The 20518-nt window shown below is 64.8% G+C and carries 21 protein-coding genes and 1 tRNA gene; 10 read left to right on the top strand and 12 right to left on the bottom strand.

Annotation, left to right across the window (positions count from 1 at the left end; all coding sequences use genetic code 11):
- The first annotated feature begins 237 nt into the window (after positions 1–237).
- A complete protein-coding gene (locus tag ACX12F_RS27500; RefSeq protein ID WP_459367391.1) occupies positions 238–1665 on the top strand; it encodes a hypothetical protein in 1428 nt (475 codons plus the stop codon).
- 93 nt (positions 1666–1758) lie between these two features.
- Here the strand turns inward: ACX12F_RS27500 and ACX12F_RS27495 are convergent, their stop codons facing one another.
- From ACX12F_RS27495 to ACX12F_RS27470, 6 genes are all read right to left on the bottom strand, one after another.
- Entirely contained in the window at positions 1759–2385 is a 627-nt protein-coding gene (locus tag ACX12F_RS27495) for a hypothetical protein (protein ID WP_459367390.1), read from the bottom strand.
- Between the two features lie 176 nt (positions 2386–2561).
- Positions 2562–3392, bottom strand: a complete 831-nt coding sequence (wzm, locus tag ACX12F_RS27490; RefSeq protein ID WP_459367389.1) for a galactan export ABC transporter permease subunit Wzm/RfbD — start codon at positions 3390–3392, stop codon at positions 2562–2564.
- On the bottom strand, positions 3389–4315 hold the full coding sequence (gene glfT1 / locus ACX12F_RS27485; RefSeq protein ID WP_459370530.1) for a galactofuranosyltransferase GlfT1: 927 nt from the start codon (positions 4313–4315) through the stop codon (positions 3389–3391). Before glfT1 ends, wzm begins: the two co-directional genes overlap by 4 nt.
- Positions 4316–4320: 5 nt before the next feature.
- Positions 4321–5124, bottom strand: coding sequence for a galactan export ABC transporter ATP-binding subunit Wzt/RfbE (gene wzt / locus ACX12F_RS27480; RefSeq protein ID WP_459367388.1), 804 nt, complete (start codon positions 5122–5124; stop codon positions 4321–4323).
- 3 nt (positions 5125–5127) lie between these two features.
- Positions 5128–5655, bottom strand: a complete 528-nt coding sequence (locus ACX12F_RS27475) for a bacterial proteasome activator family protein (protein WP_459367387.1) — start codon at positions 5653–5655, stop codon at positions 5128–5130.
- 13 nt (positions 5656–5668) lie between these two features.
- Positions 5669–7630 carry a DUF6541 family protein gene (locus tag ACX12F_RS27470; protein WP_459367386.1) on the bottom strand — a complete coding sequence of 654 codons (1962 nt, stop codon included), beginning with the start codon at positions 7628–7630 and terminating at the stop codon, positions 5669–5671.
- A 110-nt stretch (positions 7631–7740) separates the two neighbouring features.
- On the opposite strand from ACX12F_RS27470, the gene ACX12F_RS27465 reads away from it, so the two are divergent.
- Positions 7741–8937, top strand: a complete 1197-nt coding sequence (locus ACX12F_RS27465) for a cysteine desulfurase-like protein (protein WP_459367385.1) — start codon at positions 7741–7743, stop codon at positions 8935–8937.
- On the opposite strand, the gene ACX12F_RS27460 is transcribed toward ACX12F_RS27465, so the two are convergent.
- Together ACX12F_RS27460 and ACX12F_RS27455 are read right to left on the bottom strand one after the other, a co-directional pair.
- Positions 8938–9336, bottom strand: coding sequence for an acyl-CoA thioesterase (locus ACX12F_RS27460; protein ID WP_459367384.1), 399 nt, complete (start codon positions 9334–9336; stop codon positions 8938–8940).
- A 155-nt stretch (positions 9337–9491) separates the two neighbouring features.
- A complete protein-coding gene (locus ACX12F_RS27455; RefSeq protein WP_459367383.1) occupies positions 9492–10463 on the bottom strand; it encodes an NAD(P)H-quinone oxidoreductase in 972 nt (323 codons plus the stop codon).
- A 64-nt stretch (positions 10464–10527) separates the two neighbouring features.
- On the opposite strand from ACX12F_RS27455, the gene ACX12F_RS27450 reads away from it, so the two are divergent.
- Positions 10528–10617 (top strand) — tRNA-Ser (locus tag ACX12F_RS27450).
- A gap of 189 nt (positions 10618–10806) precedes the next feature.
- On the opposite strand, the gene ACX12F_RS27445 is transcribed toward ACX12F_RS27450, so the two are convergent.
- Positions 10807–11118 carry a hypothetical protein gene (locus ACX12F_RS27445; protein WP_459367382.1) on the bottom strand — a complete coding sequence of 104 codons (312 nt, stop codon included), beginning with the start codon at positions 11116–11118 and terminating at the stop codon, positions 10807–10809.
- A gap of 798 nt (positions 11119–11916) precedes the next feature.
- On the opposite strand from ACX12F_RS27445, the gene ACX12F_RS27440 reads away from it, so the two are divergent.
- The 5 genes from ACX12F_RS27440 (at position 11917) to ACX12F_RS27420 (ending at position 16951) form a co-directional block, all read left to right on the top strand.
- Complete coding sequence (locus ACX12F_RS27440) at positions 11917–12543, top strand: MspA family porin (protein WP_459370529.1); 627 nt, start codon at positions 11917–11919, stop codon at positions 12541–12543.
- Positions 12544–12614: 71 nt separating this feature from the next.
- Positions 12615–13805, top strand: a complete 1191-nt coding sequence (locus tag ACX12F_RS27435) for a hypothetical protein (protein WP_459367381.1) — start codon at positions 12615–12617, stop codon at positions 13803–13805.
- A gap of 63 nt (positions 13806–13868) precedes the next feature.
- Positions 13869–15374 carry a hypothetical protein gene (locus tag ACX12F_RS27430; RefSeq protein ID WP_459367380.1) on the top strand — a complete coding sequence of 502 codons (1506 nt, stop codon included), beginning with the start codon at positions 13869–13871 and terminating at the stop codon, positions 15372–15374.
- A gap of 298 nt (positions 15375–15672) precedes the next feature.
- A complete protein-coding gene (locus tag ACX12F_RS27425; protein WP_459367379.1) occupies positions 15673–16365 on the top strand; it encodes a DUF5642 family protein in 693 nt (230 codons plus the stop codon).
- A gap of 22 nt (positions 16366–16387) precedes the next feature.
- Positions 16388–16951, top strand: coding sequence for a hypothetical protein (locus tag ACX12F_RS27420; protein ID WP_459367378.1), 564 nt, complete (start codon positions 16388–16390; stop codon positions 16949–16951).
- Positions 16952–16964: 13 nt separating this feature from the next.
- On the opposite strand, the gene ACX12F_RS27415 is transcribed toward ACX12F_RS27420, so the two are convergent.
- Positions 16965–18206: an IS256 family transposase gene (locus tag ACX12F_RS27415; RefSeq protein WP_459366463.1), complete on the bottom strand. Its 1242-nt coding sequence runs from the start codon at positions 18204–18206 to the stop codon at positions 16965–16967.
- 122 nt (positions 18207–18328) lie between these two features.
- Here ACX12F_RS27415 and ACX12F_RS27410 point away from each other — a divergent pair, with 122 nt between their 5' ends.
- Positions 18329–18514, top strand: a complete 186-nt coding sequence (locus ACX12F_RS27410; protein ID WP_459367377.1) for a hypothetical protein — start codon at positions 18329–18331, stop codon at positions 18512–18514.
- A gap of 540 nt (positions 18515–19054) precedes the next feature.
- Here the strand turns inward: ACX12F_RS27410 and ACX12F_RS27405 are convergent.
- Complete coding sequence (locus ACX12F_RS27405; RefSeq protein WP_459367376.1) at positions 19055–19282, bottom strand: hypothetical protein; 228 nt, start codon at positions 19280–19282, stop codon at positions 19055–19057.
- A gap of 56 nt (positions 19283–19338) precedes the next feature.
- Positions 19339–19617: a DUF3349 domain-containing protein gene (locus ACX12F_RS27400; protein ID WP_459367375.1), complete on the bottom strand. Its 279-nt coding sequence runs from the start codon at positions 19615–19617 to the stop codon at positions 19339–19341.
- Between the two features lie 448 nt (positions 19618–20065).
- On the opposite strand from ACX12F_RS27400, the gene ACX12F_RS27395 reads away from it, so the two are divergent.
- Positions 20066–20512, top strand: coding sequence for a helix-turn-helix transcriptional regulator (locus tag ACX12F_RS27395; protein ID WP_459367374.1), 447 nt, complete (start codon positions 20066–20068; stop codon positions 20510–20512).
- Positions 20513–20518 lie beyond the last annotated feature (6 nt).

Here is a 20518-nt window from a genome sequence, read left to right as displayed (position 1 = left end):
GGCGGGTCAAGCGCCCGCCGAAATATCTGACGAAATAGTCAATTACGACTACATCTAACACGTCGGGCCGCGGGCTAATGCGGGCCTGAGCAGCTAATAATCTACCAATGAGTAGATGTTTCGCGTGGCGATTTGCCGAAAATGAAACACGTTTCATCTGCTGATTCCTGCGAATTCGTTGGCAATATGCCTTTATGGTGCTGTGGTCAACATCACATCAACCTTCGGGGAAGCATCATGCAAACTGCTGTTCGCTCCAGCCTCACGACCGGCGTTGCGTTGATGGGGGCCGGCGTCATTGCGCTGTCTCCGGTCACGCACCAGCCCGCGCCAGATCTGCACCTGCCGGCACTCCATGCAAGTGCGGTACAGCTCGCCGCGCAGGTGAACCCGATCACCCAGTGGGGGCAGATAATCACCGAGGCCCTGCAGAACACCAAAGGTCTCGTCACCGAGGTGATCGCGGACCCGGCCCCCGTCCTGGGTCAGGTGGTGCGGAACCAAATCGCCAGTGCCGTCACCGTCGGCGGGTCCGTGCGGGACTACCTGGTTGCGGTCGGTCAGCAGCTGGGTGCGACGCCCGAATCCCTGAAGCAGGCATTCCAACAGCTCGCCGCCGGGCAGGTCGCCGATGCGGTGCAGACGCTGTACAGCGCGGTGCTCACGCCCTTTGTCCTGCCGATCCTGACCACCAGCATCCTTACCGATGTTCAAGCCGCATTCCGTAAGCCGGTGCAGAACATGCTGAACGTGATCGACACCGCCATCACCTCACCGAGTGGCGCGGGTTGGGTCCTGGCGGCCGGATTCCCGCTACTTGCGGTGATGAGTGACGTCGTGACCGCCACCGGCGACGGACTCCAGAACGTCGTCAACGGCCTCAGCGCGAAGGATCTCGGTGCTGTCGTCAACGCGATCGTCGCGATACCGGGGTCCATCACCGGCGCCTTGCTCAACGGGTACAACGGCGACGGAGCCGGGATCCTCGGGCCGAACGGCATCATCCAGGGACTGCGGAATGCGTTGGGCGTCATCGCAACCGCGATCACACCGGTGACGCCGCCGCCTGTCGCGGCAGCCAGTGTTCTGTCGCCGGCGGCCACGATGGTCGCCCTGCCGACTGTCGAAAAGGCAACGCCTACCGCCAAGCCGGCCGCAGAGACCAAGGCGCTCGCGGTGGTGTCGACCGTATCGGCGGACAAGACGGCGTCAGACAAGACCGGAACTGACAAGCCCGTAGCAGTTGCCGACAACGGCGCGGCGACTGCCGCCGCAACTGATGCCGCCGAGAACGCGGCACCGGCAGCCAAGCCCGCGGCAGTGTCCGACAACGGTGGCGCATCGGCTCCCGCCGCTGATGCCGGTGACACCGCTACGGGTGCGGCCGCCGCGAAGCAAGATCGCCAGACGCGTGGCGCGAAATCGTCGAGCAGCGATGCCGGCGGTGCAGGGGCGTCCACCGCGGACGGAGCCAAGGGCGCCGGCGATGGGGCGACTTCGGCCGGCAAGAGCGCCACGAAGCCCGCGCGGGACCGCACGAAGGCGAAGGGCGGGAACAGCGCCGCGGCCGATTCGACTGGCAACAGCGGTCGTTCACACGATTCGGCGGCCAAGTCGACCAGTGCGGGTAAGGGTGGTGGCTCGGCCAAAGCCGGCGGTGAGTAAGAGCCAGGCGGCGTTCTGAGCTGGGCGCGCCGCTCAGACATGCGGGTGCTCGGGATCGGCCCGTACTCCGACCGATCCCGAGCGTCGCAGTAATCAGGCAGTCGTGTCGAAAGCGTCCCGGATGCTTTCGCGGGCGGTGGTGAGCTGGGCCTCGACCGCTTCGCGGGCCGACGACGCGGTGCTACGCAGCTCGCTCCACTCGCGGGTGGCGGCCTCTCGCACGTCGTCGCCCTGGGCGGCGGTGCCGGCAACGGTGAACAGTCCGTCCACAGCGGTGGCGGTCAGGGCACCCTGGGCGCGAACCAGCGAACCGGCCACGTGCGATGCGCTGGCGATGACGGCGTTCGGGCCGACGGCGTTGCGGCCGACGTATTCACCGACGGCGCTGCGGATGTCGCGGCCCGATTCGGCCAGCACGTCCTGAACGGCCGAGCCGGTCTCGTTCACCGCGTCCGGCAGGGTGGCGCCGTCGCGCACGGAGGCGATCACCTTGGCCGGCGACTCGACGACAGCCTCGGCAGCCGCGGAGGTGGCGCTGACCAGCTGGCGGGTGAGGCTGTGGCCGGCGTCGAGCTGACGCTCCAGCACGCCGCTCAGCACCTCGCGGATGGCGAGACTGTTGGTCGCTTTCTCGGCGGCGTCAGCGGTCTCGACGAGCTCGGCCTCGATGACCTGCCCGTTCGCGATGTCGTTGGTGGTGGGGGTTTCGGTGATGGTCATGATTGCTCCTGTGGGACGCGGAAAGCCGGTCGCCGCAATTGAACTCCGCGCCGCCGAACCCGAGGTGACGGTCAGATGACCGGCCGGATCCCCGCAGACAACGAGCTAAGTCCGAGACAGTGGTCCGCGTGACACCCGCTCGCTGCGGTCGCCGCACCGGACAAGTGCTGGGCGACCTACACCCAGTACGGCACGCGCGCGCGGTACTGGCGCATCGCGATCGCGGCGACGACCCAGCCCGCGACAGTCAACGTGATCACCACGAGCCAGTGCCGTAGCTCCTGGGGCTCGCCCAGCAACGGCGCGCGAACGATGTCCACGTAGTGCAGAAGCGGGTTCAGCTCAATGATTTTCGACCAGGTGCCCGCGCCCTGGAGGCGTAGCGTCTGGTCGTTCCAGATGATCGGGGTGATGTAGAACAGCAGCTGCACCAGGCTGGCCAGCAGGGGGCTGATGTCCCGGTACCGCGTCGCCAGGATGCCGAAACACAAGGCGACCCAGACGCAATTGGCCACGATCAGTGCCAGCGCCGGGATGACCGAGAGATCGGCCCAGGACCACGGCTTGGGGAAGATGATCGCGATGACGACGAAGATGATGATGTTGTGCGCGAACAACAGCACCTGGCGCCACACCAACCGGTAGACGTGCACCGACAGCGGCGTCGGAAGCTGTTTGATCAGGCCCTCATTGGCGATGAACACGTCGGCGCCTTCGAGGATCGACGCGTTGATCAGGTTCCAGATGATCAGGCCCAGCGTCACGTACGGCAGATGCTCGGCCAGCGGCAGGTGGAACAGCTGGGAGTACAGACCGCCGAGCGCCACGGCCATGGTGCCGGTGGCGATGGTGATCCAGATGGGGCCGAGCACCGAGCGCCGGTAGCGCTGCTTGATGTCCTGCCAGCCCAGGTGCAGCCAGAGTTCGCGCTTGCTGAAGCCGGTCACCAGGTCGCCCCAGGCGCGGCGCAGCGTTTTGGACTGCGCGGCCGCGTCCGTGAACGTCATCGCTGTCCTCCTGAATCGGGTCCGCCCGAACCGGGCCTGGTGAACTTCTCGTCTCGCCCCAAGCGGCGCAATCGCATCCACTCGCGCAGCCCGGCCGGATCACGTCGCGTGACCAGGAAGTACCAGCCGAACCGCACCCACTCCTGGGGAACCAGCTTGCGCATACCGGGCTGGGACTGCAGATATCCGCGGTTGCGGTAGGTGAAGTAGCGCTTGGTGGCGTCGTCGGGGTACTGCGTGTGCATGCGGCCGCCGAGGATCGGCTTGAATTCGTCGGAACCCTGCGGATGCAGATACACCGCGTTCAGGCACGTGCCGAACGGCAGGCCGGAACGCACGAGCCGGCGATGCACCTCGACTTCGTCGCCGCGGACGAACAGCCGGATGTCCGGCACGCCAACGGCTTCCAGTGTCGACGCTCGGAAGAGGGCGCCGTTGAACAACGAGGCGATGCCCGGAAGCAGATCGACGCCGGCCTGTTTGTCCACCTGCAGCTCCGAGACACGCCGGCGCCACACCAGCCCGCGGCGCAACGGAAAGGCCAGCCGCTCAGGCTCATTCAGGTCGCATACCATCGGCGACACTTCGGCCAGATCGTGCTTTGCCGCACAGTCCAGCAGCGTCGCCAGCACCGACGAATCAGCGGGACGCCCGTCGTCGTCGGCCAGCCATACCCAGTCCGCACCCAGGGCCAGGGCGTGCAGGATGCCCAGTGCGAAACCGCCTGCCCCGCCGAGGTTCCGGGCAGAGCCGAGGTAGGTCGTCGTCACGGGCTGCGACTCCACGAGAACCCGGACCGCGGGGTCGTTGTCGTTGTCGACGACGATCACGTGATTCGGTAGGCGCGTCTGGGAACACACCACGGCAAGGGATTTGGCCAACAGCTCCGGCCGCCGGTGGGTCACAATGACCGCGCACAACATGTCGGTCACGCCTGGCGCTCGCGCTCGTTCTCTTCGAGCACCTCGCGCACGTGCCGTGCCGCGTCCTCGCCCTCGTAGGCGCGGACGACGTCCTCGATGCCGCCGGTCATCCGGATGGTGCCGTGGTCGACCCACATCGCGGTTTGGCAGAGCCGGGCCAGGAATTCGTTGGAATGGCTTGCGAAGACCAGGATTCCGGAGCGCTCCACCAGCGCTTGCAACCGGGTGCGGGCCTTCTTCAGGAACTCCGCATCGACCGCCCCGATGCCTTCATCGAGCAGCAGGATCTCGGGGTCGATGCTGGTGACGACGCCCATGGCCAGGCGTACGCGCATACCGGTGGAGTACGTGCGCAGGGGCATCGAGAGGTACTCGCCGAGTTCGGTGAACTCCGCGATCTCGTCGACCTTGGCCAGCATCTGCTTACGGGTCTGTCCGAGGAACAAGCCGCGGATGATGATGTTCTCGAAACCGGAAATCTCCGGGTCCATGCCGACACCGAGGTCGAACACCGGGGCCACGCGGCCGCGCACGGTCGCGGAACCACGCGTCGGCTCGTAGATGCCCGATAGCAGGCGCAGCAGCGTCGACTTGCCTGCGCCGTTGTGCCCGACCAGGCCCACGCGGTCGCCCATGTTGAGCGACATCGTGATGTCCCGAAGTGCCTCGATCACAACGACATTCGACTCGTTGCGGGCAATGCCACCGCCGGCCTTGCCGAGAAACGCCTTCTTCAGCGAACGGGATTTCGCATCGAAGATCGGAAATTCGACCCACGCGTTCTGCGTGGAGATGTGCGGTTCGCTCACGGGCTACAGGTACTGGCCGGTGCCCGAGTGGAACGGGCTGCGACCGCCCTCGGCGCCGGGCGGCAGAGCGCCCTGGCGCATCTGCTCCAATTGCGCGCGGGCCGCCATCTGCTGGGCGAACAGGGCGGTCTGGATGCCGTGGAACAGGCCCTCGAGCCAGCCCACCAGCTGGGCCTGCGCGATGCGCAGCTCGGCGGCAGACGGCACCTTCTCCTCGGAGAACGGCAACGACAACCGCTCGAGCTCCTCGGTCAGCTCCGGAGCCAGGCCGTCTTCGAGCTCCTGGATGCTCGACCGGTGGATGTCGCGCAGGCGGTTCCGGCTGGCCTCGTCCAGCGGCGCGGAGCGCACTTCCTCCAGCAGCTGCTTGATCATGGTGCCGATTCGCATCACCTTGGCCGGCTGCTCGACCAGGTCGGTCAGCGACTTGCCTTCGTCGGCCTGTTCGGGGTCGCCGCCGGGGGCCCCGCCCAACGCCAGGTCTCCGCCGATGACCTCGATGTTGTCGTCGTCTGCTGGGTTCAGCGTCATAGCTGCACTGTTCCTATCTCTTCGCCGGGGCCGCGGTATCGCCGCGCCACTCGTAGATGCGGGACCGCCCGTTGTCGTAGATCTTCGCCCACGACTTCGACTTATCCAGCGACACTAGTCCGTCGGGCATGACGAAACCTCTGACGATGGTCGAGCTGGTGATCACGTACCGGATGTTCAGGGCGTGCACGGCCTGCGCGATCCGCGGATCGGTGTCCGCCTTGTTGGCGTAGGCCCAGAAGATGAAGCGGTGATAGCCCGGCCCCTGTTGCTGCGGGTAGTCGTAGTGGGTCCACAGCGGGTGCAGTCCGGCGACGGCGTACATCCAGGAGGTGCCGTCGGTGTTGGCGTTGCCGATCAAGGTGTCCTTGGCTCCCGGCAGCGTCGCCAGGTAGGCGAAGGCCTCCAGGTTCTTGTCGTTGACCATGATCTGGTCGTACTTCTGGCCGATCAGGTAGCGGTGGCGTGGGAAGTAGTGCCAGGCCAGCCCGACAGTGGAGAAGGCGAGGAGGAACACTGTCACCGCGGCCCAGAACCGTTCGGTGCGGGGCGCCCGTTTCTGCAGCCAGCCGACGGCGAAGGCGATGACGGCGAACGACGCGATCCCGGCGAACGGCGTGATCAACATGGTCACCACGGCAGACAACCGGCGCGGGTCGCTGTAGTAGAGGTCGGAGTACTTGCCGATGACAAAGCCGAGCGGGCCGCCGAACGGTGCACCCGAGTGCACGATCGCGACGATCAGCAGCAGCCACACCGTCAGCGGCCACCAGACCCGCTTGACCAGCAGGATCAGCCCGCCGAGGGCACTGAGCAGGATCAGGATGTTCTGGATCGGATAGTCGTTGAGGTGCCGCGTGTGCTGCACGATGGCGTTGAACAGCACCCGGAGCCTGCTCTGGTGGGTGATGAACGCATGCCCGACGATGATGTCCGCCTGCGCGAGCACCCCGATGAACTGCGGCAGCAGCAGCACCAGCGACGGCACCGCGACGGCGAGCAGGCTCAGGAAGTCGGAGAGCCGGCCGCGCACCGGATGCCACAGCGTCTCGCACAGCCACCACGCGCCGACGAAGGTGACGACGACGACCCCGCCGGTGATGTGGGTGGAGAACACGCCGATCAGGGCGATGACGGCGAGGGGGATGCGGTCGCGGTGCCGCAGGCACGACATGATCAGCACCGTCGTCGGTCCCGCGAGACCGTAGGCCACCAGGTTGGGGACGGCCGCGACGTCGAACTCGACGTAGGGGACGGCGGTGAACGACGCCGCCAGTGCGCCTGCCGCGGCGGCCGCCCCGGCGCTCCAGCGCTGGCACTTGTGCGGCCGCACCATGGCCCACGTCAGGCTCGCCGCGCTGACGGGGAACAGCCAGACGCAGGCTGCCAGCGAATTCAGGGTGTAGGCCGTAGTCGGGGCGGCGCCGGTGAGTTGGCAGAAGACCGCGGCGAGGGCGTGGAACGTCGACGGGTAGTACAGGAGCGCGTGCGTCTCGACATTGCGAAGCTCACCCATGTGCAGCGGCGAGGCCTGACCGACGTCGAGAATCCACCGGATGGTGTTGGCGTGCCAGACCGAGTCCCAGGTGCTCGGAATGGATTGCCAATGCGGCATGCCGACGATTGCTGAAATTGCAATCGCCGTCGCGCCGACGAGAATGCCGGCCGCGACGAACAGGGCCGGGCCGCGCGTGATCGCGAGGGCTTCGGCGGCAGTGTCCGCGAAGCGCCGCAGGGCACGACGAAGCCCGGCAACCACTGCGACCACGATGACGAACGCCAGCAGCGCCGTCCAGCCGTTCCACGGAACGCCGATGGCGCCGAGTGGAACCACAGCCAGAGCAACGATGCCGTAGGTCACTGCGGGGCCGACTGCTATCGCAACGGGCCAGGTTAGCTGTGCTACACGAGCGGTGATTGCTCCAGGGATCACCATGATCAACACGGCGACAAGGACGCCAGACGCCAAGCTCACTGCACTAGTATGGCTGTTCGGGTGGCCCGGCTTTCGCCGGTGTGCAGCGGGGCACGCCCGCCGGATAAATTTTGGCTGGCAGGCCTGAATCGCTCGAAGGTTGGCATGGCATGGCATATGACGTCGCCCGGGTGCGCGGTCTGCACCCGTCACTGGGCGGCGGCTGGGTGCACTTCGACGCCCCGACCGGAATGTTGCTGCCGGACTCGGTAGCGACCACCGTTTCGACCGCTTTCCGCGGTTCCATGTCGTCGGCCGCTGGGCCGCACCCGGCCGCCCAGCGCAGCGCCGCGGTCCTCACGGCCGCCCGGCAAGCGGTCGCCGATCTCGTCGGCGGTGACCCGCGCGGTGTCGTGTTCGGCGCTGATCGTGCCGTCCTGCTGAGCTCCCTCGCGGAGGCGTCGGCGTCACGGTCCGGCCTGGGCTACGAGGTGGTCGTCACCCGCCTGGACGACGAGGCCAATATCGCACCGTGGTTGCGGGCCGCCAATCGCTATGGCGCCAAGGTGAAGTGGGCCGAGGTCGACATCGAGACCGGCGAACTGCCCAGCTGGCAGTGGGAGACGCTGATCACCCGGCCGACCCGGTTGATCGCGATCACGTCGGCATCGTCCAAGCTCGGCACCGTCACCGATCTGCGGCCGGTGACCAAGATGGCGCGGGAGAACGGCGGCATGGTCGTCGTCGACCACTCGGTGGCCGCGCCCTACCGGCTGCTGGACATCAACGACGTCGACGCTGACGTGGTTGCGCTCAACGCGATTGCCTGGGGCGGCCCGCCGATCGGCGCGCTGGTGTTCCGCGACCCCGCGATCATCGACACCTTGGCGACGGTCTCGCTGGACCCGAACGCCACGGGCGCTGCGCGGCTGGAAGTCGGTGCGCACCAGTTCGGGCTTCTCGGCGGCGTCGTGGCCAGCATCGAATACCTGGCCAACCTCGACGATGCCGCCACCGGCTCCCGCCGTGAACGGCTGGCGCGCTCCATGCAGTCGGCCGAGGCCTACCTCAGCCGGGTCTTCGCGTACCTGCGTAACTCGCTGCGGTCGCTGCCGTTGGTCATGGTGCTCGGCGCTCCCGAGGCGGCCATTCCGGTGCTGAGCTTCGCGGTGCAGGGTGTGCCTGCCGACCGCGTGATCAGCCGCCTGGCCGACAACGGCGTCCTGGCCGTGTCGGACGGCAACTCTCGGGTGCTCGAGGCCATCGGCGTCAACGACATCGGCGGTGCCGTGACGGTCGGCCTGGGCCACTACACGACGACCGCCGAGGTCGATCAGCTCGTCCGGGCGCTGGCCTCGCTCGGTTAGTCACCTGTAGCCCAGCGCATCGAGCAGGACCTGCGGCGGCTCGATCTTGCCGGAGCCATCTGTCGCGATGCAGACGTAGACGGTGCGCGCGGTCATGATGGGTTTGGCGGAATCACCGGCATGGATGAGGAATTCGACCGTGAACGAGGTGCGGCCACGTTTCGGGACGCTGACATTGATGTGGATCTGGTCGCCCCATTTCAGGGAGCCCGACCAGTCCAGTTCGGTGTGGACCACCTGAGTGTCGACGCCCGCGTCGATGATGTCGTGCCAGGACGTCGTCTGGGCGACGAACGCGCCGAAGGCCTCGTCCATGTAAGCCAGGTACCACATGTTGAAGACCACGCCCTGCTGGTCGACCTCCAGATAGCGGACCGGCGCGGTGTACGTGAACGTCACCGCGTCAAACTATCGGCCGTGGTCGGTTCTGCGTTCAGGGCATTGCGCATTCGGGTTCTGCGCCGTACCTGCGGAGTCAATGTAGGTGTCGCGCGAGCCTGACGCGGTGGCGGAAAATCAGCCTCGAAACCGCCCTGTGGTCAGGCTCGCGGAGGTCAATCCCGGACTCGCAGAAGCACTTTCCCTGACACGGCGCCCGCCTGCAGGAGCTGATGGGCCGCCGCTGCCTGTTCGACGGGCAGCTCGGCACCGATGATCGGGCGCACCCGGCCGTCGGCGATCATGGGCCAAACATGCTGTACCACTTCGGAAATGATCGCTGCCTTGCCGGATTCCCCTTCGGCGGGGCGGGAGCGCAGCGCGGTGCCGATGACGCCGGCGCGCTTGCCCACGAGCTTGGCGATGTTCAGTTCGCCCTTGACGCCGCCCTGCATTCCGATGATCACGATGCGGCCGTCGGGCGCGAGCGCGTCGATGTTCCGGTCCAGGTACGAGGCGCCCATGATGTCGAAGATGACGTTGGCGCCGCCCGCCTCCGCCATGCGCTCCACGAAGTCCTCGTCCCGGTAGTTGACCAGGATGTCGGCGCCCAGCTCGCGGCAGAGTTCCAGCTTTTCGAGTGACGCGGTGACCGCGACGCGCGCGCCCAGTGCGTGGGCGACCTGGATGGCGTGCGTGCCGATGCCGCTGGCGCCGCCGTGTAACAGCACCAGCTGGCCGGGCTGCAGGTGGGCGGTCATCGACAGGTTGGACCACACCGTAGCCGCCACTTCCGGCAGACCGGCGGCATGATGCAGGTTCACGCCTGCCGGAATCGGCATCACCTGAGCCGCGGGCACCGCCACCTTCTCGGCGTAGCCGCCGCCCGCCAGCAGCGCGCACACCTGGTCACCGACAGCCCAATTCTCGACGCCTGCGCCGACCTCGGAGATGACGCCCGAGACCTCAAGCCCCAGGATGTCGCTGGCGCCCGGCGGCGGCGGGTAGAGGCCCGCGGCTTGCAGCAGGTCGGCCCGGTTCACGCCGGCCGTCGTGACCTCGATGACGACCTCTCCGCCCGCGGCCGTCACGTCCGGTACCTCGGACCATGCCAGTTGACCAGGGGATTCGACGACGATTGCGTGCATAGCCGCCACGCTACACACGGACCCGAGGGGCTCGCGCGGCGCCGGACCCCTTAGGCTGTTCGGCGGTGGCGTGGCAGAGCGGCCTAATGCACTCGCCTTGAAAGCGAGAGTTGGTTAAACCCAACCGGGGGTTCAAATCCCTCCGCCACCGCCAAATGTTCGACCCAGCGTCAGCTGGGTCGCGAACACGCCAGACACAGGTGAGTGAACGCTATCCCTGGACTAGTGCTGGGTCCAAGGTGGTTGTCTCAGTCCCCGCCGCAAAACGACGGCTTGACCCCGCCTCGCGAACGGGTTTGCGCCGCAATAACACTCAGTCGGCGCCAGTCCTCCAACTTCGGATCTAGGCGGGCACGCAATCGCGCAGCTCAGGTGACATGCCGTACGGGCCCCACATCTGCCGTTCGGCGTCAGCGCGTGCCGCACCCTCGTCGAGGCCCCGCCCAATGACGGTGCCCGCCCATTGCTTCATGCCGAAACCCATGCCCATACCGGGCATGCCGCCCATCCCGAAGCCGCTGCTTGCCCACACCTGGCACTGCACCGCCACCGGCCCCGATCCTTGGTCACCGGGCGCCGCGGACCCCACCGGCGCGGTAATCCCCGAGACGGCCACCCCCAACACCACCACACAGGCCCGCATCATGGTCCGCATATTTTCCTCCCCAGAAGTTTGCGATGAACCGAGTGTGACACATACAGCAACGGTGTTCTCGCTTGTAGGCGTTCGGCCAATGCACGTGACCACCGATGTACCCCAGCAGTTCCCAGCCAGCCCCTGCGGTGAATCTCGCCGCAGCGGTGTCGGATTCAGGTGGCGGGCCCGACGGGGCGTCGGAGGCGATGGCAGTGAGGCGGCGCCTTGTGCTGTGCCTCTGGGCGCTGGAGCGTGTCGTCTGCAATCGGCGGCCGTCTGCCCGCCGAGTCAAGTGAGCTTACCCACAGAAGATCGCCCTGTTTCGACCACTGTCGCGACCGTCCAACACCCGGCCGAACAGATTTGAAGTCCGATCGCGGGTTAGTGCTTACGGACCGCTGGATCGATCCGCAGTCAGTGCTGTCACGTCATCACCGCACGTCGCCACCCCGCGCAACGTTGCTGGACCAGGCTTCGTGGTTGCGGCTTCTCTTCCGACTGATGAGGACGTGGTTTCCAATGGGTGGCCGTATTGGCGAGTCGAGTCGATCGAGCCTTGTTGGATTGCCTAATTGGTTTGCTCAGTTTTGGGATTACGTACGAGTTGACGCATCAGTCACCTTATGCGATTGTTCGCGGTATTACGTGAAAGGCCAAGCGAGCCGGGGGGCTTGAGGCTGGTCTTCGCAGGGGGATTCGTGCATGGCCGTATTTGGCCTGTCGTCGCGGCATGTGGTCGCGACGTTCGGGGTGTTCGCTGTATCTGTCGCGTCGTGCGCATACGGCGCGGGTGTCGCGGTCGCTGATCCGCAGCCGATGCCGGATCGGTGGACGCAGTTCGTCACCGATGACGGCTGGGTGGTGGATGTGAACACCACCAATGAGGTCATCGACCACATCGACAATCTGGCCGGGGCGTCGAACTCGTGGCAGGCGCGCGTCACGCTGCGCTCCGAAGCCCGCATCACCGGCAGTGGTGGCGCGGTGATTCAGGACGCTCAACTCGAATCCGGCTACTTCGTGGGGTGCCGCACTGATTCCTCGCCCGGTGTGGAGGTCGGTGTCGATGCGGGCATTGATCCGTATCAGCAGATCAACGGCCAGGTGTACGGCGGCGGTTTCGGTCAGGGGCAGGGTGGTGCCGGCGGTGGCGGCGGCGGTGGCGGTGGCTTCGCCGGTGCCTCGGCTGGTGCCACCCTCGGAGTCCAAGAGCACTTGGGTGGGCATATCCGGGTGCTGCTCAAACCTGGTGGGCTGGCCCAGGTTCCGATGGACCGGATCAGCCTGCGGTCGATGCACGCGGTGTCCAACTTGCGGGAGCAGAACATCGAAGCCGACGGCTGTGGTGGTCAGGTGAAAATCCAGTCCTACACCACGATCCGGGTGCGCACCGACAACGGCAACGACACCCAGACCCTCTACGGCGAACCGAAGGACTTGTGATCGTGGCACACATTTTGCGTTCAGGACATTCACCGCGCTGCGCTCATCGTTGTGCGTCCATCGCGGCGGCGGTGCTTCTGACAATGGTCAGCGCCGGTGGTGTATCTGCCGGCGCCGCCGACGCGGACCCCGCGGCACCGGCACCGAATCCCCCCGTACCGGGGTCGGTGTCGCGGCCCCCGGTGCCGCTGCCGGACCAGCGCCCGATGCCCGAGGACCCAGGCCGGGTCAATCCCATTGGCGGCGCCCGGGTTTCCTCGACCACACCGCAGGGCGAGACGGCGGGTATGGAGCGCCCGTTGGCGGCTCAGGGGGAGCGGGGTGCGGTGACGGTGCCGATGTGGGCCAAGGACGGCATCTTCGTCCCGACCGCGCACCCGAATCGCCAGATCGCCATCCACCTGCCCGGCGAGGTCACGTTGGGCCCGGCCGCGTGGTTGCCCGGTGGAGGTGCTGTTTACGGCTCGAACGATGTTGACTACCAAGTCATCCCATACGCCGGTGGCGGCGTCGACATCACCGTGACCCGCAAGACGGTGTTTTCCGCGTCCACGATCCCGTTTGGGGTGAAGCTGCCTGCCGCGACGCATCTTCGGCAGGGCAACAACGTCGTGTTGGTGGAAACCGATGCCGCACCGAGCAATCCGGCCCGGGTGATCGGCACTTTCAGCATTCCCGCGGCTACCGATGCGAACCAAGCCCTCGTCGGCGTGACACCCACGCTGGGGCCGGGTTTCCCACCAGGACAGTCGAATCTGACCATTGATCTGGGTCCGACCAGTGTTTTCGCGTTCCCGGTCACCATCAGCCTGTCCTACCGGGCTTCCGACGCGGCAACCACGGGCGCACCCACATCGAACTGGGCCGGGCTGCCCGCTGGAACACCGGCCGCGTCAGTGACGCCTCCGAACCCGGCGGGGTACGTCACCGATCCGGGCGGCGCGCACCGCCCCGACAACGTCGACCCGACCGCGTACGCCCAGCGCCACTCGGGGCACTGCCAGGGCGGCCCCGATGCCTATACGTCCGGTGACGGACGTTCAGCGAACTTCGTGGCCGCCTGCCAAACCCAACAACTCTGCCTGGCCGGAACCCCTGCCTACACGTCAGTGGACTCGTGCAACGACCGGCTACTGGCGCACATGTCCATCTCGTGCGTGACGGTGTTCGGCCAAACCGGCGACGACTACGACGCCTGCACCCGTACGGCATCCGATGAGGTCGCCTGGGTCAAAGCGAACATGGCCGGCGGGCCCGGCTGACCCGGCTTGGCATGTCGCATTGATTCGCTTGCAGAGTTCTTGAGCCAGAAGGGGATTTGGGCCATGACACCGATGAAGCCGCCGAGGTGGGGCGTGTACCGCTACCGGCGCGTCCTGGCCATTTTCTCGATCGCGACATTGCTGCTGGCAGCGCTCATCACGACCACCCGGGACGACCACGGCTCCACCATTGCGGCGCTGCCGGGAGCCACCGCCCAGCCCAGCGTCCCAGGCGGCGGATCGGGCGGGTCCGGCGGTAGCGGCGGTGGACCGCCGTTTCCGTTGCAGCCACCCGGAATGCCTGATGGCCCAAGCGCATACAACAGCGGCTCCTACCCGGCCCCTGACCAGGGCAACGGCATATCCATCTACAACAGTGGCGCCCCGCAAAGCTCGGGCAGCCAGGGCTATGAACACGCTCCCAACGATCCTCAACAGTTGCAGCCAGCGAATGGCCAGCAACCCCCGGATTACGACGCCCCACTACAAACTGCAGCGGCACAACCATCAGTCGCCCAGCAGGCCCCAATGTCGCAGGCGCCGGCGCAACAGTCTAACCAGGCGCCACAGTCGCAGCAGGGCAATCAGGGGCAGTCGGGGACGAACTCGACCACTAACGGCGGGCAAAATTCTGGGTCCAATCAAGGCTCCAGCCAAAGCCCGGCGCAGAACGGGAATAGCAATTCGCCGCAAACTCAGAATTTGAGTCGTGAACAGGTACAACAGCAGCAGGAAAGCCTCGACAAACAGTCTGAATCGCTGAGCCGCCAGCAGGAGCAGCTCGATAAGCAGTACGACCAGCTCGACCAAGACCAGCAGGCGCTGGAACAGAATCAGCAATTAAGTCAACAAGAGCGCGCTGACCAACAAGCCCAGTTGGACCAGCGGGAATACGAGCTCGATAGCAAACAATCAGACCTTGACGAGCAGCAGCAACAACTCGAACAACAGAAGCAGCAGTTCGACCAGGAAAATCAAGAAAACCAGGAAGATCCGAACCAGCAACAAAAGAAGAACGAATGCGACCCCAACAGCTTCCTCCTGCCCAAAACGGCAACCCTACAGGGAGACGAGAAGGCGATGTATGACAAGTTCAAGAGAAAGGCCCGCAAGCAAGCGGTCAGAATTTTTAAGAGAGAAAAGGGAATAAAGAACATTCCCGAAGGGTGGACGGTGGATCACGCCCTGCCATTGCGGCGCTTGTGGGACAAGTTCAAGGAGTACGGAATAACAGACGAGAAGACGAAGCTGCGTCTGGTAAATATGGTTGCTAATTTGAAGCTGCTTGAGGGCCCTTGGAATTTCTCTAAGGGGGATGATGACGTGGCCGGTTGGAATTACAGTGACATGCTCGACCCGCAGCCGACACCGAAAGATCTCCAAGACACATGTGCGCTGACGAACAGATGGCCACCGAAGCTATGGAGAAAGCCTTCGCCGAATGGCAGGCCAACCAGGCATCTCAAATTCCGAAGCAGACGAGTATCGACCCACCTCCGGTGTCGGCACCGGCCCAGGCAACTTCTGCGCCACAGGCTCCCGCGGCTCCTCAGGCGCCTGCACCGGTAACTGTGCCTGCGCAGCCGCCGGCCCCGGAAACGGTCGCACCGTCCGCAGTTCCGGCTCAGCAGCCAGCAGCGCCACCTCAAACCTCGGCGCCTACACCCCAACCGGGGTGGTGGGAACGCAACGCAGGAAACGTCGCCGACGGAGTCGGATGGGGCGTCACTATCGTCAGCTGCATACTCGATTGCGTTGAGTCGTTGGGCACCGGCGCAATAGCTGACCGCGCAATCGGTATCGCGGCGAAAGAAGGCACCAAAGAACTCATACTCGACCTCGTGGGTGCCAAGTGAGGACAGGTCTCATGACGCGATTCAAGGCTGCGCTACCGACGACAATGCGGGGTCGCGGTCTGCTCGCAGCAGCAGCCATTTCTCTTGCGGCGGCAGCCGTGATCGGTGGCGTGTACTGGCTCCGCGACACCTCGTCAGATCGCGGTATCGACCCGTCCCGCGTGGTGCAGATCGTTCAAAAGCTCCCTGCGAGCTACGAATCCCGCAGCGGTCAGCGAGTGATCAACCAAGTAACTGTCGACTCGCTCAAGAGGCCCAAACCCGGTGAGGTCCGCCCGGCCGCATGCGCAAAGCAGCAGACCGAAGGAATTCTGGGCGAGACGATTTACGGGGTTAACGCTTATGGCAAGGGTCTGTTCTACGTCATTTCCGCCCAACAGTTGCCTTCTAGTGGAGGCCCCCACGAAGACTCCACCGTGGACTGCTCCTATATGAACGGCACTTTCCCGGACGGCCACGCGATCACGACCCCTGCCGACACACCCCAGATAGCAGGGCTGAAGGTGGAAGCAACACATACCGTGAGCAATCGCGGTGGGCGCGTGATCGACGGCTACCATTACAAGACATGGCTAGACGGATTTCATGCCGTTACCTTGATCGTGACCTCCGACCCTAGCGCGACGCCCCCGTCTAATCCGATCGATCCGGCCTTCGCCAAGCAGATCTTCACCGAATCAGTCGCACTCGTGCGCGGCCGCTAGCCCGCATATCGAAGGGATAACCATGGACAGAGCCGATCTCACGGCCGACGCTGCCGAGTACCTGGAGTGCCGCATCGAGCCGGTGACCTCAGACAATCCTCTCACCGATGAAGAGGCACAGGCACTTCCCACATGGTGGCCGCAACTCGCGGGACTGAATGCGGCCGAATCGACGGAACTGATTCTCGCGCAATGGGGCTCAGCGCTCCCGGGCGTCCTTCCCCGCTTCGGGCAGTCCCTGACGGACTATGGCCACAGCTCGCTCTCGCGGATCGCCTCGGAGAGCTATCACGGGATCGCCATCTTGTACGTCTTCACCTCACCCGATGAGGACCCGATCTACCTTGTCGGCTACCCGCCGACCACAACACCGCCTGCCCTGGTCGCCGAGCTCCCGGACTCGGTCCAGACGTTCTACACCAAAATCCATGATGGCCTACTCAACCAGGTCGAGGGCGAACCCGCAGGCCTGTACCGATCACGCCGCCTCATCGATTTGCGGTCTTGGGTCGGCGATAGCGTCCTCAAGTACCTTTCAGACCCGCCGGCGAATCCACCGGGACTGTCAGATAAACGGTGGATCTGATCCTGGCATTTGGTTAGTTGCCAGTCGGAGTGATCCGGCCGTTAAAGGTGATCGCGAACGCGTTCAGTGCGGGCTTCCACCTCATCGCCCATCGTGCCTTACCGCGGCCGGTGGGGTCTAGGGATCGGGTCACCAGGTAGAGGCACTTGAGCGCGGCCTGTTCGGTCGGGAAGTGCCCGCGGGCCCGAATCGCCCGCCGGTAGCGGGCATTGAGGGATTCGACCGCATTCGTCGAGCAGATGACGCGACGAATCTCGACGTCGTAGTCCAGGAACGGCACAAACTCACTCCAGGCGTTCTCCCACAGCGCCGTGATTGCCGGATACTGCGCACCCCACTTGGCGGTGAACTCGACGAACCGTTCCTTGGCCGCAGCCTCGGTTGCCGCGGTGTAGACCGGCCGGATGTCCTTGGCGATCTGATCCCAGTACTTACGCGACGCGTAACGAAAGGTGTTGCGCAGCAGATGAATCACGCACGTCTGCACCACCGCGCGGGACCACACCGTGTTGATCGCCTCCGGCAGCCCTTTGAGGCCGTCACAGACCACCATGCACACATCGGCGGTGCCGCGGTTCTTGATCTCTGTGAGTACCGCCAACCAGAATTTTGCACCCTCACCGCCATCGCCGGCCCACAGGCCCAGGATGTCGCGCTCACCGGTGCAGGTGACCCCGATCGCGACGTAGATGGGCCGGTTGGTGACCTGACCATCGCGGACCTTGACGAAGATCGCATCGATGAACACCACCGGATACACCGACTCCAGCGGCCGGTTGCACCACTCGGTCATCTCGCCGACCACCTTGTCGGTGATCCGCGAGATGGTGTCCTTGGATACCGTGGCTCCGTAGACGTCGGCGAAGTGGGCGGCAATCTCCCCAGTGGTCAATCCCTTTGCCGTCAGCGACAATACGATTTCATCGATCCCCGTCAGGCGCCGTTGACGTTTCTTCACGATCTGCGGCTCGAACGAGCTGTTGGTGTCCCGCGGCACGTCGATCTCGACCGGGCCGATCTCGGTGAACACCGTTTTGGTCCGGGTGCCGTTGCGGGAATTACCGCTGCCGCGGCCAGCCGGGTCATGCTTGTCATAGCCCAGGTGCTCGGCCATCTCGGCATCCAGTGCCGTTTCCAGCACGTTCTTGGTCAACTGGTTCAGCAGCCCATTCGGGCCGACCAGCTCGACGCCTTGTTCCTTCGCTTGTGCGAGCAGCTGCTCCGCTAGCTGCCGTTGATCCAGGTCAATCGCCATAGATTCGAGTGTTTCTGACATCGTCAGTCCTTCCCGCCAAGCTCACGCTCGGCGTGTCAGACCAAGATCAGATCCACCGTTGTTCGGACAGTCCCAATCCACCTCTAGCGGGCAATCTGATCATGTTTTATTCAGACGGCGCCGGTGGCTACATCTTCATCAATAGGGGCAAGCAAGACAACGCCGTATGGACCGCTGGAGCTGGACTGTTGGACGACGAGTCGGACGGCGGCATGATGACTCTCTGGGATGTGGTGGACGACTGGATCACCTTGTTCGTCAGCCCCGACGATGACGATGACGACTAACCCCGACCCCCGTGGGGCACGCGAGGTTTCTGCACGGGGCCGATGGGTTTCCTGGTAGCGATCGCCGAACCAACTGCGGCTATGCCTGCAGAGTTGGCCGAGTCCGTACCGGTCAGTGTCGGTGAGGTCGTGGTTGGGTGGTGATGGCATGCTTGGCGGCGATAGCTTGGGGGCTGCGGTCTAGGTGGGCGATTGTTTCTCCCAGCGATAGTGATGATTCGTCCAGGGCGATGGCCAACTCGTGGTCTAGGGATCAAAGCCATTGTCCTGCAAGTTGCTTGCTCCCATGGCGATATGTATTCGAGCGCCCATCGGAGCCGCGCAGTGCGGAATAAAGATTGAGCCGCCGCTAGGCAGCTGTGCCATCGATACGGAATCCGGTGACGATATTTAGTTCGATCGCCACGACGGCGTCAGTCCGGTTGATCCACGGATGTAGCCGTCGTTCGTGGAAGCTCGGCTACCACAATTCATTCCGATTTTGCCCGTCAATGCGCAGGCGTGAATGGTGACATGCTTACCGCGGAAATTTGGAGTACATCAGGGTTGCCACCTACGCCGGATGACTTCGCGGGCGGTTTCGCCGCGAACGCTGCGCCAAGTCGGTCCGGTCCAGATCATCACTTCATATTCGAGGCCCTGTTCGCGGCGCATCCGTTCGCCGAACGCTGTTGCGTCGTGAGACTGACAGTAGCGTTCGGGGCGCACCAGAGCCGGCCCATCGACGGCGTCGGTGGCGCAGGACAGGAGGACTGCGTACGTGCTCACGTGCGTACCTCGAATCGCTGCCCGGGGGTGCATTGCGGACCGCCTCGCCACGACAGTCAGCAGCTGCTCGACAGTGATCGCCTGACGCGGTCGATGTCCGCGCGGTCGGCGACGTCGTCTGTGTAGGTCATGATTGCGACGGCGATGTCGACATCTGACACGGCCGCAGCCTGCGGCGCGAAATGGTCTGCCATTACGCTGATTTCATCATCTGCGAGACGCCGGGGCACCAACGCCAGCAGGGGGCTGTAACCTGTCGCCGGGGCATCCGGCGGCTGGCCGAAGCGTAGATAGCCGACGAGCGCCGCAACGGCCTTCGTGCATCGTTCTCTCATGTTCCTGCTCGGCTCGTCGTCACGGGTGACCCAGCACCCAGCTGAGTGCGGGGAAGCGCGTCGGTGAGATCGATTGCCATCTGCACACGATCGCAAGGCGCAGGCCAAATTCGGTTTCTCGGCAGTGTCCGTCCGGTAAGGAGCTGTTCACGATAGGTTTTGTCGGTCTGTGAGCTTTGTGCGCTGCGCCCGATCAGGAAGCCTGGCGCGGGGTTTCGATCAGTTCCGTAGCCCCGCTCGGGGATCTGCACACCCGGCCACCAGCCGGCACCCCGGGGGCAGTACGGCCCGGTCTCGACCGCACCGTGCGCTGCGACGGATTATTAGCTCGCGGTCGAGTAGATGCCACCGGTGGTACGCCGACTACGCCGGATCGGTGCTGGTCGGTGCCGAACTCCATCTGCAGTGATTCGCATACACGTGTGGACGAAATTGCGCTGACGCGGTTATGTTCCGCGATGAAGACGCCGACCTCGCGTTCGTCACCGAGAACGCTCATGTGTGGTCGTACTTCTCACCACAATTGCGTGCCCGGCTGTCCGAACTGCCTCGATCCTCGTCGATGACCGAACGGGTGCGCACGGTGCTCCTCGAAGCGCTGCCGGCCGGGCAATCAGACGTCGAGACCGTGTCCCACAGGCTGACAGTGAGTCAGCGCACGCTGCAGCGTCAACCCCAAGCCGAAGACACCAGCTTCCAAGCCGGATTGAGCCGCACCCGGGAAAGCCTCGCCCGCCATTATCTCACCACCGGAGATACCAGCGTCGCTCAAATCGCCCTGCTGGTCGGCTACAAGGACACCAGTTCCTTCTACCGCGCCTACCGCGGGTGGACCGGTACGACACCCGACGCAATGTGCCTCGGCGCGACGGCAGGTGCCGCCTCGGGAAGTTGAGATTCC

The organism is Mycolicibacterium sp. HS_4_1 (assembly GCF_054515875.1).
This window is presented reverse-complemented; position numbering and strand designations above follow the sequence as displayed.

Bases quoted from the DNA above. Each gene is read 5' to 3' on its own strand.
- glfT1 (WP_459370530.1), bottom strand. From the start codon at position 4,315: ATGTTGTGCGCGGTCATTGTGACCCACCGGCGGCCGGAGCTGTTGGCC.
- ACX12F_RS27430 (WP_459367380.1), top strand. From the start codon at position 13,869: ATGACACCGATGAAGCCGCCGAGGTGGGGCGTGTACCGCTACCGGCGC.
- ACX12F_RS27455 (WP_459367383.1), bottom strand. From the start codon at position 10,463: ATGCACGCAATCGTCGTCGAATCCCCTGGTCAACTGGCATGGTCCGAG.
- ACX12F_RS27495 (WP_459367390.1), bottom strand. From the start codon at position 2,385: ATGACCATCACCGAAACCCCCACCACCAACGACATCGCGAACGGGCAG.
- ACX12F_RS27445 (WP_459367382.1), bottom strand. From the start codon at position 11,118: ATGCGGACCATGATGCGGGCCTGTGTGGTGGTGTTGGGGGTGGCCGTC.
- wzm (WP_459367389.1), bottom strand. From the start codon at position 3,392: ATGACGTTCACGGACGCGGCCGCGCAGTCCAAAACGCTGCGCCGCGCC.
- ACX12F_RS27425 (WP_459367379.1), top strand. From the start codon at position 15,673: ATGACGCGATTCAAGGCTGCGCTACCGACGACAATGCGGGGTCGCGGT.
- ACX12F_RS27440 (WP_459370529.1), top strand. From the start codon at position 11,917: ATGCCGGATCGGTGGACGCAGTTCGTCACCGATGACGGCTGGGTGGTG.
- ACX12F_RS27395 (WP_459367374.1), top strand. From the start codon at position 20,066: ATGTTCCGCGATGAAGACGCCGACCTCGCGTTCGTCACCGAGAACGCT.
- ACX12F_RS27475 (WP_459367387.1), bottom strand. From the start codon at position 5,655: ATGACGCTGAACCCAGCAGACGACGACAACATCGAGGTCATCGGCGGA.
- ACX12F_RS27400 (WP_459367375.1), bottom strand. From the start codon at position 19,617: ATGAGAGAACGATGCACGAAGGCCGTTGCGGCGCTCGTCGGCTATCTA.
- ACX12F_RS27415 (WP_459366463.1), bottom strand. From the start codon at position 18,206: ATGGCGATTGACCTGGATCAACGGCAGCTAGCGGAGCAGCTGCTCGCA.
- ACX12F_RS27465 (WP_459367385.1), top strand. From the start codon at position 7,741: ATGGCATATGACGTCGCCCGGGTGCGCGGTCTGCACCCGTCACTGGGC.
- ACX12F_RS27420 (WP_459367378.1), top strand. From the start codon at position 16,388: ATGGACAGAGCCGATCTCACGGCCGACGCTGCCGAGTACCTGGAGTGC.
- ACX12F_RS27410 (WP_459367377.1), top strand. From the start codon at position 18,329: ATGTTTTATTCAGACGGCGCCGGTGGCTACATCTTCATCAATAGGGGC.
- ACX12F_RS27500 (WP_459367391.1), top strand. From the start codon at position 238: ATGCAAACTGCTGTTCGCTCCAGCCTCACGACCGGCGTTGCGTTGATG.